At 73.6% G+C, this 17,535-nt stretch carries 17 protein-coding genes; 11 read left to right on the top strand and 6 right to left on the bottom strand.

Going from position 1 to position 17,535, the window contains the following annotated elements:
- Position 1: 1 nt before the first annotated feature.
- From KBX63_RS16080 to KBX63_RS16090, 3 genes are all read right to left on the bottom strand, one after another.
- The gene (locus KBX63_RS16080; RefSeq protein ID WP_210912048.1) at positions 2-3,388 is read right to left on the bottom strand and encodes an ATP-binding protein; all 3,387 of its coding nucleotides are present in this window, start codon (positions 3,386-3,388) and stop codon (positions 2-4) included.
- A gap of 121 nt (positions 3,389-3,509) precedes the next feature.
- The gene (locus KBX63_RS16085) at positions 3,510-3,872 is read right to left on the bottom strand and encodes a hypothetical protein (protein ID WP_007466101.1); all 363 of its coding nucleotides are present in this window, start codon (positions 3,870-3,872) and stop codon (positions 3,510-3,512) included.
- Positions 3,873-3,884: 12 nt separating this feature from the next.
- Positions 3,885-4,199: a hypothetical protein gene (locus tag KBX63_RS16090; RefSeq protein WP_210912049.1), complete on the bottom strand. Its 315-nt coding sequence runs from the start codon at positions 4,197-4,199 to the stop codon at positions 3,885-3,887.
- Positions 4,200-4,555: 356 nt separating this feature from the next.
- Between KBX63_RS16090 and folP the strand changes: the two genes are divergently transcribed.
- From folP to KBX63_RS16125, 7 genes are all read left to right on the top strand, one after another.
- Positions 4,556-5,431, top strand: coding sequence for a dihydropteroate synthase (folP, locus tag KBX63_RS16095; RefSeq protein WP_210912050.1), 876 nt, complete (start codon positions 4,556-4,558; stop codon positions 5,429-5,431).
- Positions 5,428-5,793: a dihydroneopterin aldolase gene (gene folB / locus KBX63_RS16100; RefSeq protein ID WP_210912051.1), complete on the top strand. Its 366-nt coding sequence runs from the start codon at positions 5,428-5,430 to the stop codon at positions 5,791-5,793. The genes folP and folB overlap by 4 nt, the downstream gene beginning before the upstream one ends.
- Positions 5,790-6,317 carry a 2-amino-4-hydroxy-6-hydroxymethyldihydropteridine diphosphokinase gene (folK, locus tag KBX63_RS16105; RefSeq protein WP_210912052.1) on the top strand — a complete coding sequence of 176 codons (528 nt, stop codon included), beginning with the start codon at positions 5,790-5,792 and terminating at the stop codon, positions 6,315-6,317. Before folB ends, folK begins: the two co-directional genes overlap by 4 nt.
- Positions 6,318-6,336: 19 nt before the next feature.
- Complete coding sequence (locus KBX63_RS16110; protein WP_210912053.1) at positions 6,337-6,876, top strand: DUF3180 domain-containing protein; 540 nt, start codon at positions 6,337-6,339, stop codon at positions 6,874-6,876.
- A 280-nt stretch (positions 6,877-7,156) separates the two neighbouring features.
- Positions 7,157-8,371 carry an ABC transporter permease gene (locus KBX63_RS16115; RefSeq protein WP_210912054.1) on the top strand — a complete coding sequence of 405 codons (1,215 nt, stop codon included), beginning with the start codon at positions 7,157-7,159 and terminating at the stop codon, positions 8,369-8,371.
- Positions 8,372-8,424: 53 nt separating this feature from the next.
- Positions 8,425-8,733 carry a hypothetical protein gene (locus KBX63_RS16120; RefSeq protein ID WP_210912055.1) on the top strand — a complete coding sequence of 103 codons (309 nt, stop codon included), beginning with the start codon at positions 8,425-8,427 and terminating at the stop codon, positions 8,731-8,733.
- Positions 8,734-8,789: 56 nt separating this feature from the next.
- Complete coding sequence (locus KBX63_RS16125; RefSeq protein ID WP_210912056.1) at positions 8,790-9,290, top strand: hypothetical protein; 501 nt, start codon at positions 8,790-8,792, stop codon at positions 9,288-9,290.
- Positions 9,291-9,313: 23 nt separating this feature from the next.
- On the opposite strand, the gene KBX63_RS16130 is transcribed toward KBX63_RS16125, so the two are convergent.
- Complete coding sequence (locus KBX63_RS16130; RefSeq protein WP_210912057.1) at positions 9,314-10,318, bottom strand: ABC transporter ATP-binding protein; 1,005 nt, start codon at positions 10,316-10,318, stop codon at positions 9,314-9,316.
- A gap of 2 nt (positions 10,319-10,320) precedes the next feature.
- Between KBX63_RS16130 and KBX63_RS16135 the strand changes: the two genes are divergently transcribed.
- From KBX63_RS16135 to KBX63_RS16150, 4 genes are all read left to right on the top strand, one after another.
- Complete coding sequence (locus tag KBX63_RS16135) at positions 10,321-11,007, top strand: ABC transporter permease (protein ID WP_210912058.1); 687 nt, start codon at positions 10,321-10,323, stop codon at positions 11,005-11,007.
- A 32-nt stretch (positions 11,008-11,039) separates the two neighbouring features.
- Positions 11,040-11,741: an ABC transporter permease gene (locus KBX63_RS16140; RefSeq protein WP_210912106.1), complete on the top strand. Its 702-nt coding sequence runs from the start codon at positions 11,040-11,042 to the stop codon at positions 11,739-11,741.
- Between the two features lie 226 nt (positions 11,742-11,967).
- Positions 11,968-12,972, top strand: coding sequence for a glycine betaine ABC transporter substrate-binding protein (locus KBX63_RS16145; protein ID WP_210912059.1), 1,005 nt, complete (start codon positions 11,968-11,970; stop codon positions 12,970-12,972).
- Positions 12,973-13,083: 111 nt separating this feature from the next.
- Complete coding sequence (locus KBX63_RS16150; RefSeq protein ID WP_210912060.1) at positions 13,084-14,865, top strand: hypothetical protein; 1,782 nt, start codon at positions 13,084-13,086, stop codon at positions 14,863-14,865.
- Positions 14,866-14,887: 22 nt separating this feature from the next.
- On the opposite strand, the gene KBX63_RS16155 is transcribed toward KBX63_RS16150, so the two are convergent.
- Together KBX63_RS16155 and KBX63_RS16160 are read right to left on the bottom strand one after the other, a co-directional pair.
- Positions 14,888-16,075 (bottom strand): NADH-quinone oxidoreductase subunit D, encoded by a 1,188-nt coding sequence (locus KBX63_RS16155; protein WP_210912061.1) that lies wholly within the window; start codon positions 16,073-16,075, stop codon positions 14,888-14,890.
- A complete protein-coding gene (locus tag KBX63_RS16160) occupies positions 16,072-17,358 on the bottom strand; it encodes an SAM-dependent methyltransferase (protein ID WP_247662458.1) in 1,287 nt (428 codons plus the stop codon). The genes KBX63_RS16155 and KBX63_RS16160 overlap by 4 nt, the downstream gene beginning before the upstream one ends.
- Between the last annotated feature and the right edge of the window lie 177 nt (positions 17,359-17,535).

Below are 17,535 nucleotides of genomic sequence, written 5' to 3' on the forward strand. Positions count from 1 at the left end.
GTCACGCCTCCAGGTCCGGCAGGGGGATGCTCGGCAGCACTCCGGCCGCTGCGGCGATCGCGGCGGGCGTCGTGTCGAGGTGGTCCAGCAGCCCCTCGACGTACGAGACGTCGACACGGACCTTCTGCACCCGCCCGTCGACGTCGCGCATCACGAACTCGCGGAAGCCGAGGCGGGCGGCCGAGCTGGTGTCGGCGGCGGAGAGCGAGGCCAGGGTGGCCTCGTACCCGTCGTTGACCGGCACCCGCAGCAGCCGCAGCGCTTCGGAGGCGATTTCGGCGTCCTCGGCGATCCGGCCGACGAAGACGGTGGAGACGAGATTCTGCACGTCGAGGCCGAGGATGTCGCGCGGGTTCTGGGAGGCCACCAGCGCGGCCAGGTTCCACTTGCGGGAGTCCCGGGCGAGCCGTACGAGGAACGATCGCCCGGACCGCCAGCCCTCCATGAAGTGCGCCTCGTCCAGGCCGACCAGCTTGCGCGACGACATCGACCCGCCGTAGCAGCGGCGGACGGCGAGCCGGTGCGCGGTGTGCAGCATCGGCAGGGCGAGTGCCTCCTCGGCGGACCAGTACTCCCGTTCGATCTTGAGGTCGGGCAGCCGCAACCCGGCCATGGTGATCACCGTGAGCGCGGCGTCGGCGCCGAGCAGCCCTTCCGGTGGTCGGCCGAAGAAGAGCATGGCCAGCGGCATCTCGGCGGTGTCCAGCAGAAGGTTGGCCAGCTCCTTGCCGGCGTCGTCGTCGAGTCGCCCGAGGCAGCTCACCACGTCGTCCAGGGTGGACGTCTCCTCGGCGGGGACCTGGCGGACCGCGTGCCGGAACAGGGTGGCGGTGGACGCCTCCCGGGCCACCTGCGGCGGCACCAGCATCATGCAGATGTCCTGGACGAGCATCCGGCGCTCGGCCCGGGCATTGGAGACCGCGATCTCGAACTCCCGGTCACCGGAGGCGCCGGCGCCGAACTCACTGCGCAGCGGCGTCGGGATGAGCGAGTAGGGCGCCAGGGTGCCGTGCTCCGAGCCGGTGAGGTTCAGCACCCGGGAGTACGGCCGCAGTTCGGGCATGGCGCAGAGCCGGGCCAGCGGCCCGGACGGGTCGAGCAGGGTCACCTGGACGCCCCGCCGTGCGGCGAGATAGCCCAGCGCGCCGAGCAGGGTCGACTTGCCACCGCCCGGCTCGGCCACGAACACCGCGAGCCCGGAGCGCTCCCGTACCTCCATGGGGAAGTGCAGGTCGAGGAAGACCGGGCGGCGGCAGGTGCCTGCGGTGCGGCCGATCAGGTCGCCCCGCCGGTCGCCCACGTTGGAGGCGGCCTGGGGGAGCGCGGCGGCGAGCAGCGGAACCGGCATCCGACGGACGTAGCCGGTGTTGGCGATCGGCTCGCCGGGAATGAACTCGCGGGCTAGCCAGTCCTGGTTCTTCGGGTGCTGAAGCGAGATGCGCAGCTCCCGGGAGTAGAGCTGGATGAGCCGGCGGGCCCGTTCCAGGCACTCCTCCCGGGTCCGGCCGCCGACCGCGATCCGGTGCCAGCCGTGTGCGCGGGCCGAGTCGACCGGCAGCCCGGTGGTCATCTCGTCGCCGATCACCAGCGCCCGCTTGGCCAGCCGCTCCAACTCGGGCGGCGCGTCGATGCCGTGCTCGGCGTAGTCGAGTTGCTGTGAGCGGATCATCCGCAGCCGGTGTTCGAGATTGCGGAACGAGTCGCCGGAGCCGAGGATGTCGACCCGGGTGGAGATCTCCATCGGCCAGGGCAGCCGCTCGTGGAAGTGCAGCCACGGCTCGTGCCGTTCCGGGATCTCCAGTGGCTCCATCCGGCCGACAGCGAGCACGGCGACGTGCCGTTCCTCACCGGTCACCCGGTTGACCAGCTTCACCGTCGAGCCGTACGGGGTGCGGTAGCGCTCGACCTGCTCGGTCAGGGCGAGCAGGTCACCGCGCTCCCAGCGACCGTTGGTCACCGGGGAGAGCGTGCCGGGAGGTGCCATGCACAGCGCCACCGAGCGGTAGAGCAACCACTCCAGTTCCTGGGCGGTGACCCGCCGGCCGCGCATGCCGAACGCGCCGAGCACCTCGTCGAACTGCTCCACGGTGCGGCCCAGCTTGCGGCGTTCGCCCTCGGCGGTGCCCCGCCCGAAGGTGCGCAGCAACCGCTCGGTGAGCGAGTCACCGAGCGACCGGCGGGCGAAGGTGACGCCCAGGTAGGTCTGCCCCTCGGCGTGGTTGACCGCCATCAGGTGCCGCTGGGCGGCGACCAGGTGGTCGGCCCAGCCGGTGGTGCCGGCCACGTCGGGTAGCGGTGCCGGGGTGTGCGCGTCGATGGTGCGGGCCCACTCGTCGGCGGGGAACGGCCGGGTGGTGCGGCGCAGGTGCAGCCGGAAGCCGGCCAGGCCGGCGTACTGCTCGGAGATCGCCGAGAGCAGCGCCTCGCGTTCGGCGTCCGGCCGGAAGGCCCAGCGCACCTCGGGCAGCCAGTACCAGGCGGTGACCGTGTTCGGGGTGAAGGTCAGGTGGCCGGCGATCTCGGTGATGGCCAGTTCGACCGACGGGTCCCGGTCCCCAAACTTGATCTTCGGGGCGCGGACCCGGGCCGGCCGGGTCGGCCGTTCCTGCCGGCTCACGGCCCGTTGTCGGGGTGCGGCGACCTCCCGCCCGGTCGGCTCCGTGTCGATCGTTGCCGGCCGCGCCGGGCCGGTCCCGGTGGCGCGGCGTGGTGCGCGCTCCAGCGCCGGTCGCTCCGTCGGGGCGGCGCTGGCCGGCCCGGCCGCCGGTGCCGTCGGGCGGCCCGCTGGCGCGGCGCTGGACGGTCGGGTCGTCGCACCGGCGGTCGACGTCGTCGGCGCACCCTCTGCGACCGGGTCGGGCTCGCGCGGTGGCCGGAGCATTGGCAGCCGGTCGCCGGCCTGGTGCGGCACCCGGGATTCGCCGGCCGGGTTGCCGCCGCCGCGCCGCCGCTCGACGGACGCCCCACTGCTGGTGGACGCGTCCTCGGGAGTCCAGGGCGGTTCGAGGCCCGGTGCCCGGTGGGCCGGCCGGGTCGGCTCGGTGGCGGGCTGCTGTTGCGGGATCGCCGGCTGCTCCCGGTGGGGCGGTCCGGCCGGCACGGCACGCGTCGCGCCGGGCCGGGACGCGCCGAAGAAGTCCAGGAACGGGGAGTCGATGTCGGCGTTCTCGCCGGCCGCCACCGCGCTGGGCTCGGCAGGCGGCGTCCGGCGGGGCACCGGCCGGGGGGCCTGGAAGACCCCGACCGCACCGTGCCCGGGCGAGGTCACCAGCGCGGGGTCGAGCGCCACCTCGTCCTCGGAGTCGGTGTAGTCAACTGACTGCGCACGGTGACCTCCCGGCACGGCCGGACGGCCGGCCGGGGGACCCGGCGTGGAAGAGCGACTCATGCGACCGCCTTAGAGACTCTCGGGAGACCCCGCAGCGGCTGCCGCGCCGCCTCGCTCGCCCCGGGGCCCGCCGACAGCCTCCTACCCGCGTCGTGCGACGGACCGATCGGCGTACGCCCGGTCATGCCAGCTCCTCCCGGATCCTGATCCGGCTGCCGACCAGGCGCGGGTCGCGCTGCTCGATCGCCGGCTCCCGGGTGCGTCGCCAGTCGGTCAGCGCGGTGCGGATGACCACCCGCGCCGGCCGGTCCGGGTCGACGTGCCGGAAGATGAACGACGTGGTCACGATGGCGAGCGCGATCTCCCACGCCGGGAAGAGCTCGACCGTCAGCGTGAACAGCCAGTGGATGAACATGTAGAGGGGGACGAGCAGCATGAAGAGCCCGTACTGGGCATACGGCAGGTGGACCGGAAGGGTGTAGCCGGGCGGCCCGAGGTAGACCAGGCGGGCCCGGTAGATGTCGTCGTCGGTGCGCAGCCGCATCTGGGAACGCGCCTATTCGAAGATCAGGTCGATCAGGTAATCGCCGACGAAGAAGAGTGTGGCCGCGCCGGCGATGAAGGCCAGCCCGACGATGGCGATCGCGGAGCTGGTCAGCACCTTGGAGATCTCGCCCCGGCTGGCCCGCCCGATGAAGATGACGCCCAGGACGGCGAGCAGGATCGGCGCGATCTTGCTGGCGAAGAAGGTGACCACACTGTTGGTGTCGATCCCCTTCGGTGCCGGCTCGGCGAGCGGAGTCGACGCCAGGGTGGAGAGCGCGTGGGCGACGCCGGACGACGTCGTCTCCATGAGCTCGAAGGCGATCACTGGAACCTCCCCATAGCGCGGCCGGCGATGCCGCGGCGGTGCAATAGGCAAGCCTGGCGGGAAATGTGCTCACAGGGCGCAGCGTTCTCGACCCTGCGTTCGTTACTCACCACGGAGAGTGGTGAGCTTTGGGCGGTTTTCCCCCGCTTCGGCCCTCCCTCCAGGCTTCGCCATCTCGATGCTGGCCAATTCCAAAGCGTACGGGCCGCCCCGGATTGCGACAAGCCGCGAAGGGACTGCCCGATACTGCCCGGACGACCGATCGTACACCTGTTCCAATGCGCACGTCAGGGATGGTGACCCGGGGGCGGACCCGGGTCGGCCGGGCCGACCGCCACGACCGGTACCGTCTAGTCGTGACCGATCTGGTGCGGGCCCCCGGCCCGGTGGTGATGGGCGTCCTCAACGTCACGCCGGACTCCTTCTCCGACGGCGGACGGTACGCCGACCTCGGTGCGGCCGTCGGACACGGCGTCCGTCTGCGCGCTGCGGGGGCCCACCTGGTCGATGTCGGCGGTGAGTCGACGCGACCGGGCGCCGAGAGGATCGACGCGGAGACCGAGGCGGACCGGGTCCTGCCGGTCATCCGCGAGCTGACCGCCGCCGGCGTGCCGGTCAGCATCGACACCAGCCGCGCCCGGGTCGCCGAGGCCGCACTGGCTGCCGGCGCGGTTGTCGTCAACGACGTCTCCGGCGGGCTGGCCGACCCGGACATGGCCCGGGTGGTCCGCGACGCCGGCTGTCCCTGGGTGCTGATGCACTGGCGTGGCCACTCCCGGGAGATGCGCGACCTGGCCAGCTACACCGACGTGGTGGCCGACGTCCGGGCCGAGCTGGCCCAGCGGATCGACGCGGCGCTGGCCGCCGGCGTGGCCGCCGACCGCATCGTCATCGATCCCGGCCTCGGCTTCGCCAAGACCGCCGCCCACAACTGGGAGCTGAGCGCCCGCCTGCCGGAGCTGCTCGACCTCGGCTACCCACTGCTCTTCGGCGCCAGCCGCAAGTCCTACCTCGGCCGACTGCTCGCCGGCCCGGACGGGACGCCGCGGCCCACCGCGCAGCGGGAGGCGGCCACCGTCGCCACCAGCGTGCTGGCGGTCGCGACGGGCGCCTGGGGGGTACGCGTGCACGACGTCCAGGCCACCGCCGACGCGCTCGCCGTCTGGGTCGCCACCGGCAGTCCGCGGGTGGTCCCCGCCCCGGCCGGTCACGAGCGGGAGGTCCAGCGATGACAGACCGGATCCACCTGATCGGCCTGCGGGCCCGGGGCCGGCACGGGGTGTACGACTTCGAACGGGTCCAGGGGCAGGATTTCGTCGTCGACGCCGTGCTGGAACTGGACCTCGCCCCGGCCGCCGCCAGCGACGACGTCACCGCCACCGTCCACTACGGCGAGCTGGCCGAACGCCTGGTCGCGGTGGTGACCGGCGAGCCGGTGAACCTGATCGAGACCCTCGCTGACCGGCTGCTCGCGGTCTGCCTGGCCGACGAGCGGGTCGCCAGCGCCACCATCACCGTGCACAAGCCGGAGGCGCCGGTGCCGCACACCTTCACCGACGTGGCCGTCACCATGACCCGGGCGCGTGCCCGGTGACCCGGGCCGTGCTCTCGCTCGGCAGCAACCTGGGCGACCGGCTGGGCCACCTGCGTACGGCCGTCGCCACGCTCGGCGACAGCGTGCTGGTGCTCTCCGGCGTGTACGAGACTCCACCGTGGGGCGACGCCGATCAGCCCGCGTACCTCAACGCGGTGCTGCTGGCCCAGGACGACGCCGCGACCCCACGCGACTGGTTGGAGCGGGCGCGGGCCGCGGAGCGCGCGGCCGACCGGGTCCGTGACCCGCAGCGGAGGTTCGGGCCGCGCACCCTCGACGTGGACGTGATCGCGGTCTGGGGCGACGACGACGAGCCGGTGCTCAGCGACGACCCCGAGCTGACCCTGCCGCACCCCCGGGCGCACCTGCGCGCCTTCGTGCTGCGACCGTGGATCGACATCCAGCCGTACGGGCGGCTGCCCGGTCACGGCTGGCTGACCGACCTGCTCACCGCCGGCCCGGCCGCCGACGACGCGCTGGATCTGCGTCCCCGACCGGAACTGGCGTTAGAGTCGACGGCATGACCGAGCGGAGCCGGCCGGCATGACCCAGGCGAAGTCCCCACCACCGGGCGGGCCGGGCCCCGACGGGTCGCGGATGGGCCCCACCCGGATCTCCACCCTGGTCGTGGCCGCCCTGGCCGCGGCGGCGGTGGCCTGGCTGCTGATCAGCACCCTCTACTACAGCGGCATCCCCCGGCTGCCCTGGCTGCCGGTGGTGACGCTGGCGGCGCTCGCCGTGCTCGAGGCGTACGCCGCGGTCAACACCCGGGGTCGGATCGAGCGCAAGCCCGGCCGGGACCCGGTCAACCCGTTGCTGGTCGCCCGGTTCGTGGTGCTGGCCAAGGCGTCGGCCTTGGCCGCGGCCATCTTCGCCGGCTTCTACGCCGGGCTCACCGGCTGGCTCCTCGTCGAGAACACCCGGGCCGCGACGGAGGATCGACCGGCCGCCGGCGCCGGCCTGCTCGCCTCGTTGGCGCTGGTGGGCGCCGCGCTCTGGCTGGAGCGCTCCTGCCGGGTGCCGGAGCGCCCGGACGACGAGCGTGAGCCCGACCAGCGGGAGAGCCACCCCGGCCAGCGTTGAGAGCTGTCGGGAGACCCCGCGGCGGCTGCGGCGGCCCCGGCGACGACCGGCGGCGTTGGAGTTGGGTCCGGATACAACACCGGTATCCAGACCCAACCCCGCCTTGCCGGATCGCCGCCTGGACTCCGCCTCGCCCGCCCCGGGGTCTCCCGACAGCCTCTGACAGGGGGTTACGCCCGGCTCCGGGCGCGGGTACGGTGCCTGCGATCGGAGAGCAACGGCCGCCCCGGTCCGTCCGCGAACCGGGGCGGGGACGGCGGGCCACTGGGGAGGCGGCGTCATGGGGTACGAAGAAACGGGCCGGGAAGGGTCGGTCGAGCCCTCGTCCGAGGTGCCCGCCGCCGTTCTGGAGAACGTCTTCGACGACCCCGGTCAAGGTGATTCCGGCCGGGACCGGGTCGGTGTGCACCTGGTGTGGGAGGTCCTGCTGCTGGCCGGTCTCGCCACCCTGGGCTGGCTGCTCTGGCGGGCCGACTCGGACGTGCTGCGTGGCGACAACCTGCGCACCCTGCTGGTCGGCATGGTCGGGCTCGGGCTGCTCGCCCTCGCCGCCGGGCTGAGCCTGCGTACCGCCGCCCCGAACCTGGCCGTCGGGCCGGTCGCGGTCGCCGCCGCACTGCACTACGCGGAGCAGGGTGACCAGGGTCTGGCGGCCTCCGTCGGCCCGGCGGTCGCGGTCGCCGCGCTGGGCGGGCTGGCGCTGGCGCTGGCCGTGGTGGTGCTGCACGTGCCGGGCTGGGCAGCCAGTCTCGCCGGCGCGGCCGGGGTGGTGGTGTACATCGAACGCCGGTCGGCGCCGGTGCTGGTGCAGGGCGACTACGACCCCGGCCGGAGCGCGGGCTACCTCTTCGCCGGCTTCGCCGCGGTGGCGGTCCTCGGCGGGCTGTTCGGCGCCATCCGGGCGATCCGCCGGCTGGTCGGCCGGTACCGGCCGGTCACCGATCCGGCCCGTCGCCGGGGAGTGGTGGCCGCCGTGGTCACGGCGCTCGCGCTGGTCGGCTCCACCGTGCTCGCCGCCCTCGCCGGCGTGTTGCTCGCCGCCAACGGCCCCGGGCCGGTCACACCCACGCCGGGGCTGGACTGGACGGTGCTGGCGATCGGGGTCGCCCTGCTCGGCGGCACCAGCGCGTACGGCCGTCGGGGTGGCCTGTTCGGCACCCTGCTGGCGGTGAGCCTGGTCACCGTCTTCCAGGCGTACGCGCCGGCGCGCGGCTGGACGGTCGACCGCTGGACGGTCGGCGCGGTCGCGATCGGCGTCGGACTGCTGGTCACCCGGTTGGTCGAGACGTACGGGCGGCCCCGGCCGGGCAGCACCGACAACCCCGAGCCGATCGGCGACGGCGCGATCAGCACGGGCTGGACGATGCCACGGTCGCAGCCGGTCGACAACTGGCCTCCCACCCTGCCGACGCCGGCCGCACCGCAACCGGTCGACCCGTGGCGGGATCCGCGCTGGGAGGACAGCCCGCGCCGGTGGGACGCCGGTGAGCGATGAGCCGTGCGGCGTCCGCCGAGCCGGAGCTGATCTCGACCGTTAGGCTCGGCGGCATGACCGACACACCTGCCGCCACCCCCGGCGGAACCTCGTTCGAGGAGCTCGACGCGCTGTCCACCGAGGAGCTGCGGGAGCGGGCGTTCGCCCGGGCCCGGGAGCACCGTGACGTGGGTTTCTTCTGGTCGGTGCTGCGGCATCTGCCGAACGCGGACGAGGCGACGGTGCTGGACGGCGCGCCGAACTCGATCGGTCCGATCATCGACGAGGCCAACGCGCTGTGGCGTGAGCTGACCGGTCACGGCTACGAGGAGTCGGAGCCGCTGCTGCGGGCCGCCTTCATCGACTACCTGTTGAAGCGCTGAGCCGGTCGGGGCAGCCCAGGTCCGCCCGGTCGGTCGGCTCGGGCCCTGGGCGGATCATGGGGCTCTTCCACCGCAGCGGCCCGGTCAGCCGTTACGGGACGGCCGCCGGCACCGGCGCGCTCGCCGTGCTGCTGCTGGTCGGGATCTGCGGCAGCCCGGCGTACACCGGATGGGCCGGCACGCGGGCCGACCCGGCATCGGCCGGTGACTACTACCTGCGCCTGCTCGCCTGGCCTGCCTGGCGGCTGGACGCGGACGGGCAGCCCGGCGGCTTGCTCGCCGCCGACCTGCGGGCCGTCCTGCTGGTGGTCCTCGCGGTGGCCCTGCTCTACCTGCTGCCCGCCGCCCAGGTGGCCCGGGTGCCCGGCCCGGTGAGCCAGTTCTTCTCCGGCTGGGCCGCGTACGTGCTGGCCGGTGGGCTCGCCGCCGTGCTCGCGGCGCCGTTCGGCCCGGACCCGTCGCTGCTGGGCGCGTTGCAGGACGCCAGCAGCGGCGCCGGCTACGGCTTCCTCTCCGGTTGGATCATCGGCACCGCCAGCCTCGGCGGTCGGGCCTGACCCGACCGGTCGAGCCGGGTGGGTCAGCCCGTCACGCGGCCGAGGTCGAGCAGGCGCTGCCGGCTGAGCGCGCCCACGGGTCGGCCGCCGTCGGTGACCACGAGCCGGTCCCGTCCCGAGGTGAGCAGTACCGCCAGCGCGTCGTACGCGGAGCCGTCCAGCGGCACGGTGGGCAGGTCCGCCTCGACGTCGCCGGGCACCGGCTCCAGCGCGTCCCGGTCGAGCTGGGTGACCGCCAGCCGGCGGATGCCCCGGTCGGCCCCGACGAACTCGCGCACGAACGGCGTGGCGGGCGCGCCCAGCAGGGCGGCCGGCGTGTCGTACTGCTCCAGGTGCCCGCCCTGGGAGAGCACCGCGATCCGGTCGCCGAGCCGGACCGCCTCGTCGAGGTCGTGGGTGACCAGCAGGATCGTCTTGCGGACCTCGGCCTGGAGCCGGAGGAACTCCTCCTGGAGGCGGGCCCGGACGATCGGGTCGACGGCCGAGAACGGCTCGTCCATCAGGAGCACAACGGGGTCGGCGGCGAGCGCACGAGCCACCCCGACCCGCTGCCGCTGCCCACCCGACAGTTCGTGCGGGTAGCGGCGACCGAACTGGGCCGGGTCCAGCCCGACCAGGTCGAGCAGTTCGTCGACCCGGGCCCGGGTCTGGTCACGGGACCAGCCGAGCAGCCCGGGCACGGTGGCCACGTTCGCCCGGACCGTCTGGTGTGGAAACAGCCCGACGTTCTGGATCACGTAGCCGATCCGGCGGCGCAGCCGCACCGGGTCGACGTCGGTGACGTCCTCGTCGCCGAGCATGATCCGCCCGGCGGTCGGCTCGATCAGCCGGTTGACCATGCGCAGCACCGTCGACTTGCCGCAGCCGGACGGGCCGATCAGCACCACCAGCTCGCCGGCCTTGACCTCCAGGCTGAGTTCCCGGACGGCCTCGGTGCCGTTCGGGTAGCGCTTATGGATGCCCTGAAGGGAGATCGACGCTGCGCGAGGGGATCCGACCCCGCCGGCAGCCTCCGGGGTAACGTCCACGTATGTCCTTCCGCCTGAGCTACCGGGCCGACCCGGGTAACCCCTGGTTCTCCTGGCAGTACGTGCGGGACAACTCTGACACGATCCTCGCGGCGGCGGGTGAACACGCCTCCCTCACCGGGCGTGCGGTGCTGGTCGCGGTGCTGATCGCCATGCCGTTGTCCGTGGCCGCGTACTGGTTCCGCCCGCTGGCCGGGCCCATCCTCGGCGTCACCGGCGTGATCTACACCATTCCGTCGCTGGCGCTGTTCGCGTTCATCGCGCCCTACCTGGGCACCGGCGCCACCACCGTGTTGGTCGGGTTGGTCCTGTACGCGCTGCTGCTGATCGTCCGCAACGTGGTTGCGGGGCTCAACCAGGTGCCGCCCGAGGTCCGCGAGGCTGCCGAGGGCATGGGCTACGGCCGGTGGGGCCGGCTGTTCCGGATCGACCTGCCGCTGGCGATCCCGGGCATCATGACCGGGCTGCGGCTGGCCACCGTGTCGACGGTCGCGCTGGTCACCGTGGGGGTGCTGGTCGGGCACGGCGGGCTCGGCCAGCTGATCTTCGCGGGCTTTCAGAACAACCTCTACAAGGCCGAGATCATGACCGGCACGGTGCTCTGCGTGGCGCTCGCGGTGCTGCTGGACCTGCTGCTGGTCCTGGTCGGCCGGCTGGTCACCCCCTGGTCCGCCCGGGGCGTCCGGTGAGCGCCGCGGCGAGCCCGGTGCAGCAGGCGGTGATGTGGCTCAACGACCCACTGAACTGGACCAACCCCGGCGGCATCCTGGACCGGCTCGGCGAGCACCTGGAGATCTCCGCCGCGGCGGTGGCGCTCGGCTGCCTGGTGGCCTGGCCGCTCGGACTCTGGCTGGGGCACACCGGGCGGGGTGGTGGCCTGGTGGTGCTGGTGTCCAACGCCACCCTGGCCATCCCTACCCTCGCGCTGCTGACCATCCTGCCGTTGACCTTCCTCGGCTTCGGCCGCACGCCGGTGGTGGTGGCGCTGGCCGTCTTCGCCGTTCCGCCGCTGCTGGCCAACGCCTACACCGGCGTACGCCAGGCGGACCTGGAGGCGCTCGACGCGGCCCGTGGGATGGGCCTGTCCGGCGGGCAGGTGCTGCGGCGGGTGGAGCTGCCGCTCGCGGTGCCCTACCTGGCCGCCGGGTTCCGGACCGCCGCCGTGCAGGTGATCGCCACCACCGCGTTGGCCTCGTTCGTCAACGGCGGCGGCCTCGGCGAGATCATCCGTACCGGCTTCGGCCTGAGTATCGCGGCGGGCGGGGGCCAGATCCTGGCGGGCGGCGTGCTGGTGGCCGGGCTCGCCCTGCTGGCCGAGGTGGTCCTGGGCGGCGTCGAACGGCTGGTCACCCCCCGTCCGCTGCGGCGCGACCGGCAACGCGCGGGGCGGCCCCGGCCCGCCGACGCCACCGGCCGCGCCTGATCTGTCCCGGTGCGCCCCACGGACGACCCTTCTGGGTGAGCGGTCTCCGGACCGGTGACCGGCAGCCGGCCGGTCGGTGACGATGCGGTGACGAACTCCACCTCAAGTTGTCGGTCGGACGCGGAGGATGTTGGGTGGACATTCGCGGGCGGCCGACAGTCAGGATCGCCCGTCGGACACGCGGCCGGCCCGGAACGGGTCGCGCCGGGACACGGAAGGCGGGCATATGCGCGCACGTACACGTCTGGCGATCGGCGCGATCGGCGCCGTCGCTGCGGCAGGGCTTCTGACCGGGTGCGGTGACGCCGGCTCGTCCGGCACCGACGCGCCCCAGCAGGGCGCCTCCGGGGCCGGGTGCGCCCCGGTCGCCGGGCAGCAGCTCATCGCACTGCAGGACGACAAGAAGCTCCAGAACGCCGACAACGTCATTCCGGCGGTCAACAGCAAGGCGGTCAACCCGCAGTTGATCGCCGCGCTGGACAAGGTCTCGGCCGCGCTCGACACGCCGAAGCTGATCCAGCTCAACAAGGCCGTCAACGACGACCGCAAGACCCCCAAGGTGGCGGCCGAGGAGTTCGCTTCCGCCAACAACGTCACCGCGGGCATCGCCAAGGGCCCGGGCGGCGAGATCGTGGTGGGAGCGGGCAACTTCGCCGAGAGCCAGACCCTGGGCGAGCTGTACCGGATCGCGCTCACCGCCGCCGGCTACCAGGTCAAGGTGCAGCAGATCGGCAACCGGGAGCTCTACGAGCCGGCGCTGGAGAAGGGCGAGGTCCAGGTCGTCCCGGAGTACGCGGCGACCATGGCAGAGTTCCTCAACACCAAGGCCAACGGCCCCAACGCACAGCCGGTCTCCTCGCCCGACATCAACAACACCGTGACCGCGCTGAAGGCCGAGGGCGACAAGGTGGGCATCACCTTCGGCGCGCCAGCCGCCGCACAGAACCAGAACGCCTTCGCGGTCACGCAGGCGTTCGCCGACAAGTACGGCGTGCGGACCCTGTCCGAGCTGGCCGCGAAGTGCTCGGGCAACGCGACCGTGCTGGGTGGTCCGCCGGAGTGCCAGCAGCGCCCGTTCTGCAAGCCGGGCCTGGAGAAGACGTACGGGCTGTCGGTGGGTTCGTTCTCCTCGCTGGACCAGGGCGGGCCGTTGACCAAGAACGGGCTGCGTACCGGCGCGATCAGCGTAGGCCTGATCTTCTCGTCGGACGGTGCCTTCGCCAGCAGCTGAGCCACCTCGTGGCGTGATGACGGACGCCTCCGCCCCCACCCGGGGCGGGGGCGTCCGCGCTTCCCGGGACCCCGTTCCGTCAGCTGGGGATCCTCGGTAGGCTGCACAGCCATGCCAGCCCCGGTCGCCCCCGATGCCCGGCGTCAACCGCCGCTGCTCACCCTGCTCTTCTGGGCCGGAGTGGGCCTCGCTCCGGTGGCGGCGCTGATCCTGCTGGTCGCCGACGGCAACGGCCCGCTGCGCTTCGCGGCGGTGCTCGCCATCCTGGCGGTGGTGCTGATCGGCCTGTCCATCGCGCTGCGGCCCGACGGTGAGGACGCCTCGGCGCGAGCCGATGAGCTGCTGGACGAGATCGAGGAACTCCGCCGGGAGCTGCGCGCCGAGATCGTCGCGGCCGCGCAGCGCGGTAACCAGGCGCTCGACCAGGCACAAAGGGCCCAGGAGGGTGTCGTCGCCGTCCGCCGCCGCCTCGACGCCAGCGGCGCCGCGCTCGCCGGTGCCGCCCCCGCCGCCAGCGAACCGGCGGGTGCCGGCCGGGCGCGGGTGTCGGCCGGCGAGCCGGCGGACGATGTCCCGGTCGTCCGCAGCCGCGTGCCGGTGCCCGGCGACGCCCCGGCGGGCCGAGGCCGGGTGTCGCCCCCGGAGCCCGCCGGTGCGCGGTGGGGTCACCCCGAGCGCGTGGACGATGACGAGCCGGCGTACCGCCGGGCGACCCCCGATGCCGGCGCCGAGCCTCCGGCCAGCGACGGGGTCTACGGTGCGGAGCCGCCGGCCCCCGGGCTGTACGGCGCGGACCGGCCGGCCGCCGGGTACGGCGCGGAGCGGCCTGCCGCTGCCGGGTACGGCTCCGTGCCCCGCCCCCGTGAGCACGACCGCCCCGAGTCGGGGCACCGCCCGGTCGGGGTGGTGCGGCACACCGAGACCGTGCACGTCACCACCCGGCACACCGTGGTGGACGGCGGTCCGGCCGAGCCGGGTGGGCGGTACGGCGGCGGGTACGCCGGGCAGTGGACCCCGCCGGCGCAGGAGTGGACCCCGGGCGGCGGCGCGGAGGAGCGCTCCCGGCCGGCGGACCGCTCCTGGGGTGAGCCCGAGGAGCACCCCGCGTCGGGGTACGCCGACGACCGTGCCCGCCCCACGGACGACCGTTTCCGGGGCGCGCAGCCCGCGACCCGGGGTGAGCCCGACTGGACGGCCCGCCGCGACGAGCCGGAGTGGGCCGATCCGCGCGACGCGTACTACCAGCCCGAAGAGCCCGGCTGGGGTGCCCGGCCGCAGCCCGTCGCGGACCGGCCGCAGCCGGATTCGTGGGTGGGCCCCGACGACCGCGGCTGGTCGGAGCAGCGGGAACCCGACCGGCCGGTCGCCCCGGGGCAGCCCGGACCGGCTCTGCGGGCGGACGACACCGGTGAGTACTGGTCACAGCTGCGGGCCGGTGACCGGTGGGCCGCCGTGCGGGACGACGAGAACGGCCGTGAGCTGCGGGTCGGGGAGCGCCGGGCCGAGGTGCACGCCGACGCCACGGGCGCCGAGTACCGGGTGGCGGACCGCTGGGCCTCCGTCCGCCACGAGGAGCCCCGCCGCCACGAGGACGCGCGCGGCTACGACGAACCGCGTCGGTACGACGAGCGCGAGCCGTACCACCGGGACGAGCCGGCGCGCCGGCACGACCGCGACGGCGGTTGGCGGGACGAACCGGCGGACCGGCCGGCGCTGCCGGTGGGCGGCGTGCCGGTGCCCGACGAGTGGCGTCCGCCGCGCCAGCGGGGCCACCAGGCGGAGCCCGCACCGGAGCGGACCGGCCGGCGCCGGGTCGACGAGCGGTACGGCTACCCGCCGCAGGACGACGTGCCGCGCGCCGGGGGCGCCCCGGCCACCGACCGCTGGCGCTGACCGGCGGCCGGGCCGCTCGGGGTCACTTGTCGATGTCCCCGACCACGAAGAACATCGAGCCGAGGATGGCGATCAGGTCCGGCACCAGGCAGCCGGGGAGCAGGGTGGCCAGTGCCTGCACGTTGGCGTACGACGCCGTGCGCAGCTTCAACCGCCAGGGCGTCTTCTCACCCCGGGACACCAGGTAGTAGCCGTTGATGCCGAGCGGGTTCTCGGTCCAGGCGTAGGTGTGCCCCTCCGGCGCCTTGAGCACCTTCGGCAGGCGGGTGTTGATCGGCCCGGTCAGCCGGTCCACCCGGTCCAGGCACTGCTCGGCGATGTCCAGCGAGGCGTACACCTGATCGAGCAGCACCTCGAAGCGGGCGTGGCAGTCTCCGGCGGTCTTCGTCACCACCGGCACGTCCAGCTCGTCGTAGGCCAGGTAGGGATCGTCGCGGCGCAGGTCCAGGTCGAGCCCGGAGGCCCGGGCCACCGGCCCGGACGCGCCGAACGCGGCGGCGTCCGCGGCGGAGAGCACCCCCACGCCCACCGTCCGGGCCAGGAAGATCTCGTTGCGCCGGATCAGGTGGTCCAGGTCGGGCAGCCGCCGGCGTACCTCGCCGATCGCCGCGCGGGCCCGGCCGGTCCAGCCGTACGGCACCTCCTCCTTGAGGCCGCCCACCCGGTTGAACATGTAGTGGATCCGGCCGCCGGACACCTCCTCCATGACCGCCTGGATGGTCTCCCGTTCCCGGAAGGCGTAGAAGACCGGCGTGATCGCGCCGATCTCCAGCGGGTAGGAGCCGAGGAACATCAGGTGGTTGAGCACCCGGTTCAGCTCGGCCAGGGCCATCCGCAGCCAGGTGGCCCGCTCGGGCACCTCCATGCCCATCAGCCGCTCCACCGCGAGCACGACACCCAGCTCGTTGGAGAAGGCCGAGAGCCAGTCGTGCCGGTTGGCCAGCACGATGATCTGCCGGTAGTCGCGCACCTCGAAGAGCTTCTCCGCGCCCCGGTGCATGTAGCCGACGATCGGTTCGCAGGCGATCACCCGCTCGCCGTCGAGCACCAGCTTCAGCCGCAGCACGCCGTGGGTGGAGGGGTGCTGCGGGCCGATGTTCAGCACCATGTCGGTGCCGAGCTGCTGGTCGCCGGTGCCGGCGACCAGGCCGGCCCCGGTGCCGACGGTCAGTTCACGGAGGTCCCCGGCGTCGGTGGTCATGCCCGTCATCGTGCCACGGCCGGACCGAGCGGGATGCCGACCGGTTGGCGCAGCCACCAGTGCCCGCCGAGCCCGGCCGGGTCGGTCAGCTCGGCCACCGCCGACGCGGCGGCCAGAGCCCGCACGTACCCGGCCGGGTCGGTGCCGGCCAGGCTCAGCGGCGGTCGGCCGCCGTCGGCCCCGAGCGCCCGCAGCGCCTCCCGCTGCGAGACCAGGGAGTACGCGCACCGGGCGACCGCCGCACCGGCGGAGGCGACCGAGTCCATGGCGACATGCGCGGTCACGTCTGTCGTCCCGTCCGGCACCGGAGGCACCTGCCGCCCAGCCCGGTACCCGGTCAACGTCCCGTCGATCGGCCGGTCCTCCTTCAGATGCCCGTAGTCCACAGCCACCGCGAGCCCTCGGCTGATCTTCTTCACCGCGTTCGCCCAGGCCTCGTCCCTCGACCTTCCCATCTCTGCGCGGTGGTCGCTGTGCGGGGTTTCGGGGCGGCCGGGCCGGCTCCGGGCGGTCAGGCTTGATCCCTGCGCCGGCCGGGCTGCCCCGAAACCCGACCCGGACTGGCTTGTCGCATCCGTCGAGGTCAGATCACGGGCCGCGTGGGGCGGGCTCGTGGGGTGAGGCCACCAGGTGGTCAGCCAATCGAGATCGGCATGGCTGACCGGCTCGCCAACTGTTTCCGCACCACCGTCGGGGTCGACCAGCACATATCGCCAGCCATCTGCGGTGTGCACCGCCACGTCGAGTGGAACGTTGTCCAACCACTCGGTGGCCAGCAACAGCCCGTTGATCCCATCAGGGATCTCAGAGGTCCAGTTGATCTCTTCTGGGAGGTTTTGCGGGCGGGTTGCGTACTCGACTGCTGTGAAGCGCACTCGTTCCGCGAGCGACGGACGGACGGCGACCGACGACGGATCGTCCCGCGACGGACGGGCGGCGGCCGTGGAGGTCAGGGTTTCCGGGGAGCCCGCCCGCGGAGGGATCAAGCCGGACCGCCCGGAGCGGGTGGGCTCCCCGGAATTTCCCACCGCAAGCCCGACGGCGTCTTCGATGGAGCGCAGCAGGGTGCGCAAGAGTTCCCCACGACCCGCGCCCACGTCGACCACGTCGAGTCGGTCAGGGTGGCCGAGGGCCGCGTCCACCTCGGAGATCAGCCGCAGCAGGGCGGCGGCGAACGCCGGGGAGGCGTGCACGCTGGTCCGGAAGTGGTCGGACGGTCCGGTGCCGGAGACGAAGAAGCCGCCCGGCCCGTAGAGGGCCCGGCTCATCGCGTCCCGCCAGGGAATCGACATCAGTTCGCTCCACGTCCAGGGTGCATCACCGTGCCGACCCTACGGTCAGCGGTCAGGAGACGACTCGTGATCCCCGCGCTGACGGTCGTACCGCTGCTGCCGGCTCCAATTTCCTCGACGCCGGTTTCCTGCACCCCGGCCGCTGACTTGTCAGGAAGGGCCCCTTGTACAACCGGA

Origin of the sequence: Micromonospora sp. U21 (assembly GCF_018070045.1) — a bacterium.
Classification (GTDB): Bacteria; Actinomycetota; Actinomycetes; order Mycobacteriales; family Micromonosporaceae; genus Micromonospora.

What these genes read in the sequence shown, in the direction of transcription:
- KBX63_RS16120 (WP_210912055.1), top strand. Translation starts at nt 8,425, where the DNA reads ATGACCGACACACCTGCCGCCACCCCCGGCGGAACCTCGTTCGAGGAG.
- KBX63_RS16085 (WP_007466101.1), bottom strand. Translation starts at nt 3,872, where the DNA reads ATGCGGCTGCGCACCGACGACGACATCTACCGGGCCCGCCTGGTCTAC.
- KBX63_RS16140 (WP_210912106.1), top strand. Translation starts at nt 11,040, where the DNA reads ATGTGGCTCAACGACCCACTGAACTGGACCAACCCCGGCGGCATCCTG.
- KBX63_RS16080 (WP_210912048.1), bottom strand. Translation starts at nt 3,388, where the DNA reads ATGAGTCGCTCTTCCACGCCGGGTCCCCCGGCCGGCCGTCCGGCCGTG.
- KBX63_RS16115 (WP_210912054.1), top strand. Translation starts at nt 7,157, where the DNA reads ATGGGGTACGAAGAAACGGGCCGGGAAGGGTCGGTCGAGCCCTCGTCC.
- KBX63_RS16150 (WP_210912060.1), top strand. Translation starts at nt 13,084, where the DNA reads ATGCCAGCCCCGGTCGCCCCCGATGCCCGGCGTCAACCGCCGCTGCTC.
- KBX63_RS16145 (WP_210912059.1), top strand. Translation starts at nt 11,968, where the DNA reads ATGCGCGCACGTACACGTCTGGCGATCGGCGCGATCGGCGCCGTCGCT.
- KBX63_RS16110 (WP_210912053.1), top strand. Translation starts at nt 6,337, where the DNA reads ATGACCCAGGCGAAGTCCCCACCACCGGGCGGGCCGGGCCCCGACGGG.
- folB (WP_210912051.1), top strand. Translation starts at nt 5,428, where the DNA reads ATGACAGACCGGATCCACCTGATCGGCCTGCGGGCCCGGGGCCGGCAC.
- KBX63_RS16155 (WP_210912061.1), bottom strand. Translation starts at nt 16,075, where the DNA reads ATGACGGGCATGACCACCGACGCCGGGGACCTCCGTGAACTGACCGTC.
- KBX63_RS16125 (WP_210912056.1), top strand. Translation starts at nt 8,790, where the DNA reads ATGGGGCTCTTCCACCGCAGCGGCCCGGTCAGCCGTTACGGGACGGCC.
- KBX63_RS16135 (WP_210912058.1), top strand. Translation starts at nt 10,321, where the DNA reads ATGTCCTTCCGCCTGAGCTACCGGGCCGACCCGGGTAACCCCTGGTTC.
- KBX63_RS16160 (WP_247662458.1), bottom strand. Translation starts at nt 17,358, where the DNA reads ATGTCGATTCCCTGGCGGGACGCGATGAGCCGGGCCCTCTACGGGCCG.